Annotated in this window: 2 protein-coding genes; one reads left to right on the forward strand and one right to left on the reverse strand. The window is 65.6% G+C overall.

What is annotated here, in order from left to right; translation table 11 throughout:
• Positions 1-174: 174 nt before the first annotated feature.
• Positions 175-1,491: a FliC/FljB family flagellin gene (locus tag CGS25_RS18635; protein ID WP_101676389.1), complete on the reverse strand. Its 1,317-nt coding sequence runs from the start codon at positions 1,489-1,491 to the stop codon at positions 175-177.
• 560 nt (positions 1,492-2,051) lie between these two features.
• Between CGS25_RS18635 and CGS25_RS18640 the strand changes: the two genes are divergently transcribed.
• Positions 2,052-3,740 carry an HD domain-containing phosphohydrolase gene (locus CGS25_RS18640; protein ID WP_101676390.1) on the forward strand — a complete coding sequence of 563 codons (1,689 nt, stop codon included), beginning with the start codon at positions 2,052-2,054 and terminating at the stop codon, positions 3,738-3,740.
• The last annotated feature ends 44 nt before the right edge of the window (positions 3,741-3,784 follow it).

Below are 3,784 nucleotides of genomic sequence, written 5' to 3' on the forward strand. Positions count from 1 at the left end.
CCGCTGTGGGAGCGGTCCTCGACCGCGAACCGAGCCTGAAAGGCGAGGATGGCCTGGCAAAGCCCATTCGCGGTCAAGGACCGCTCCCACAAAAAAAGGGCCCCGAAATCGGGGCCCTGGTATCGCCGGGAGAGGGGTCACCGGGGGGCGTGGCGCCCCTCCCCGGAGTGGCGATTAGCCAAGCAGAGACAGAACGCTCTGCGGTACCTGGTTGGCCTGGGCCAGAACCGAGGTGCCCGCCTGCTGCAGGATCTGCGAGCGGGTCATGTTGGACACTTCCACCGCGTAGTCCGCGTCTTCGATGCGCGAGCGCGCGGCGGACAGGTTGGTGGTGGTGGTGCTCAGGTTGGTGATCGCGGAATCGAAGCGGTTCTGCATGGCACCCAGCTCGGAGCGCAGGGAATCCACGGTGCTCAGGGCGCTGTCGAGGGACTTCAGCGGATCGGCGGTGACCGTGCTGGTGTCCACGCTGGTGGCTTCGGTGGTGATGGCGCCATCGGCATCGGTGTACAGAGCGTCGCCGGAACCGTCCTGAGCGGTGTTGAATGAGCCGTCAGCCAGTTCGTAGTAAGAGGTGGCGTCTTCCGAGGTGGTCAGGCTGCTGTCGCCCGCGTCCACATAGACCGCGTCGCCACCGTTAGTAACGGCACCGGCGTCGTCTACCGCATAACCGGTGGAGGTTGTGGAATCCACACCGTTCATGTCGCCCGCTAGAGTTGCGGCGTCAACTTCGTCGGTGCCGGCGGTGCCGCCTGCAGCCAGGAAACCATCGTCGTTTTTGGTGTAAACGGTGCCGTCGACATCAATGGTGTCGCCGTTGGCCAGGGAGCCGAGAACATCATCCGCATCGGCAGCGGTGTTGCTGGCAGTGTACTCGGTCACGCCATCGCCATCGGCGGTGCCGGCGGTGAAGCCAGCGCCGGTGAGGTCGGCGGCGGCAGCAGCGGTGTTGTCCACCTCGGTGCCGGCCACGTTGAAAGTGTCCAGCTGCAACGTCTCGGCGTTGATCTCTTTCAGGTTCAGGGTGATGGTTTCGCCGTCGTTGGCGCCAACCTGAATGGTCAGGGAGTCGTCTTTGGCGAGCACTTTAACGCCGTTGAAGCTGGTCTCTTCGGAGATGCGGTCGATCTCTCCCAGGCGCTGGCCGATTTCGTCCTGGATCGAGGACAGGTCGTCGGCGGAGTTGGTGCCGTTCTGGGCTTGCACGGTCAGCTCACGGATGCGCTGCAGGTTGTCGTTCACCTGGTTGAGCGCGCCTTCCGCGGTTTGTGCCACGGAGATGCCGTCGTTGGCGTTGCGCTGTGCCTGGGACAGACCGGTGATCTGCGAAGACATGCGGTTGGCGATGGCCTGGCCGGCGGCGTCGTCGGCGGCGCTGTTGATGCGCAGACCGGAGGAGAGACGCTCCATGGAGGTCTGCAGGGAGCTCTGGGATTTGCCCAGGTTCTGCTGGCCGATCAGGGCGGTGATGTTGGTGTTGATAACTGCCATAAGTAAATGTCCTTTTCGATTCACCGTTTCGGTTTGGGTGCGACTCCGGCGGCTCCGTGATCGCCGGTTCGGGCAACGCCGGAGCCGGGGAGCGCCGCAACGGCGCGGGCCGTTACACACTCTTTCGGCGGCGGCGCGCCGGGCTTTAGGGTGGAACGCGAAATTTGTTGTTGGGGGGCGGTACGCCTGCGCTTGCGCGCAGCACGCAGCACGCAGCACGCTCAGTCAAAACCCCGGGCCTTGCTACGAAGCCGCTGTGGGAGCGGTCCTTGACCGCGAACCGAGCCTGAAAGGCGAGGGCGGCCTTGCAACGCCGATTCGCGGTCGAGGACCGCTCCCACAAAAGCTCAGAACCAAACCCAACTCCGCTACAACGCCGCCTATTCCTTCAAGCGTGCCAGCCAAGGCTTTACGGGTTTTGGTTCCCTGCCAGGGGCGAGTTGGTTAAAGTTCGACCACCGCCGCGCCGATAACACAACAATACGTCTCTTTATCAGGTCATACCGGGCCGACGAAGCGACCTCTATGCATGCTTATTTTGCGATAACGAAGAGGGGCCGATGGGGGCACAGGAGGAGAGCTATGCCCGCGTGTATCACGCCGGGCGTATCGAGCAGTTGATGGAGGTGCTGTGTCGGCCGGGCGGCGCCTCGCTGCTGCTTGAGCGGCAGGGCGCGCAACCGCTGCCGGTGGTGGTGCGTTCAATGCATCAGGGCCGGTCATTGACGCTGGATATTTCGGCGATTCCCGAAGTGGCGCCGGCGCTCAGCCGGGGCGTGGGCTTTCGGTTGCTGGGCAGCAGCCACAGCGGCATGTTGCGCACGCCGGTGATGATTCTCAAACACACCGGCCGGCCCGCGGATTTGCTGCACAGTGAATGCGATTACCCGCTCTATCTGGAAGAGATGCAACGGCGCGATACGTTTCGAGCGGCGCTGCGCCTGGGCATGGAGGTGGGCGTGGTGCTCAGCCGTGACGGCGACGCCGACGGTGTGTATGGCGATCTTAAGGACCTTTCCCTGCAAGGGTGTCTGGTGGAGCTTTCCGCCCACGCGGTGGCGCTGCTGGAGCCGGGCGGCCCGTCGCTGGAGATGCAATTGTGTTTCCCGGACGGCTCGCGATTGGTGCTGTTCGGTCGCGCCCGCCACCATCGCGCCGAGCCGGATCGCGGCGTGATCCTGGCCGGTTTTCAGTTCGAGCCGCACAGCACCGAAGTGGACCGGCTGCTGTGGTTCTACGTGCGTGAGATCGAGCGTGAAGCGGCTCGGCACGCGGAGGGCGGCAACCCGATGCTGCGGCCTTCGGCGTTGTTTCTGGCCAACGATCCGCTCGGCAATCCGGTCAGCCGCCGCGCCGGTGACAGCTATGCCACGCCGATGGCACGGCGGCTGGCGCGCAGCGCCGGCTATCTCGACACCCAGATTCTGGAACTGCGCGGCGGCGGGCGTATCGACCGTTCGGCGCTGTCGCGGCACGCGGAACGGATCATGGCGTTGCACGATGAAGATCGCGAAGGCGTGCTGTTCGCGGCGGAATGTTTGCACCACGAGCCACCGATGGTGCGCCACGGGCTGGCGGTGGCGGTGCGCCTTCTCGACCTGGCCCAGGCCCAGCGCATGCCCCGCGAGGTGTGCAAAGCGATCACGGCGGCGGCGCTGGTGCACGATTTGGGCAAGGCCCTGTTGGCGCCGGAATTGCTGGGCGCCGAACGGCTTGACGCCAGCGCCTACCGTGAGGTGCAACGGCACGTCGGCCTGTTGCAGGCGCGGTTGCAGGAATGCCGGTGGTTGTCGCCGGCGGTGGCCGAGGCGGTGATCGGCGCCATCAACGAACGTCTGGACGGCAGCGGTTACCCGCAACAACGCAGCGCCGACCAGCTTCCCGAGCTGGCCCGCCTGGCGGCGGTGGTGGACGTGATCGACGCCATGGGCCGGCCGCGCGCGGACCGCGCCCCCTGGCCCATGGATCGTATTTATCGGCATATGCTGGACAGCCCGGATTGCTTCGACGGCCGTTGGGTAAAGCGCTACATCGAGCATTTCGGCCTGTACCCGGTGGGCACCCGGATCGCCTTCCCCGGCGGCGAACAGGGCTGGGTATGCGCCCTGGACACACAAGGCCGCCCCCACGAAGTCTGGATCACCGACCACGGCGACCCGCCACAGGCTGGCCAGGGCAAGCGTTTGCATGGCGCGGCGCTGGCGGCGCTGGGGGAGGCGCGGTGTGTTGAATTTGGCGCTGGACGCTAGACGCTAGACGCCGGACGCCGGACGCCGGACGCCGGACGCCGGAC

It is taken from the genome of Alloalcanivorax mobilis, from assembly GCF_002864685.1.
In the GTDB taxonomy this organism is placed as follows: Bacteria; Pseudomonadota; Gammaproteobacteria; order Pseudomonadales; family Alcanivoracaceae; genus Alloalcanivorax; species Alloalcanivorax mobilis.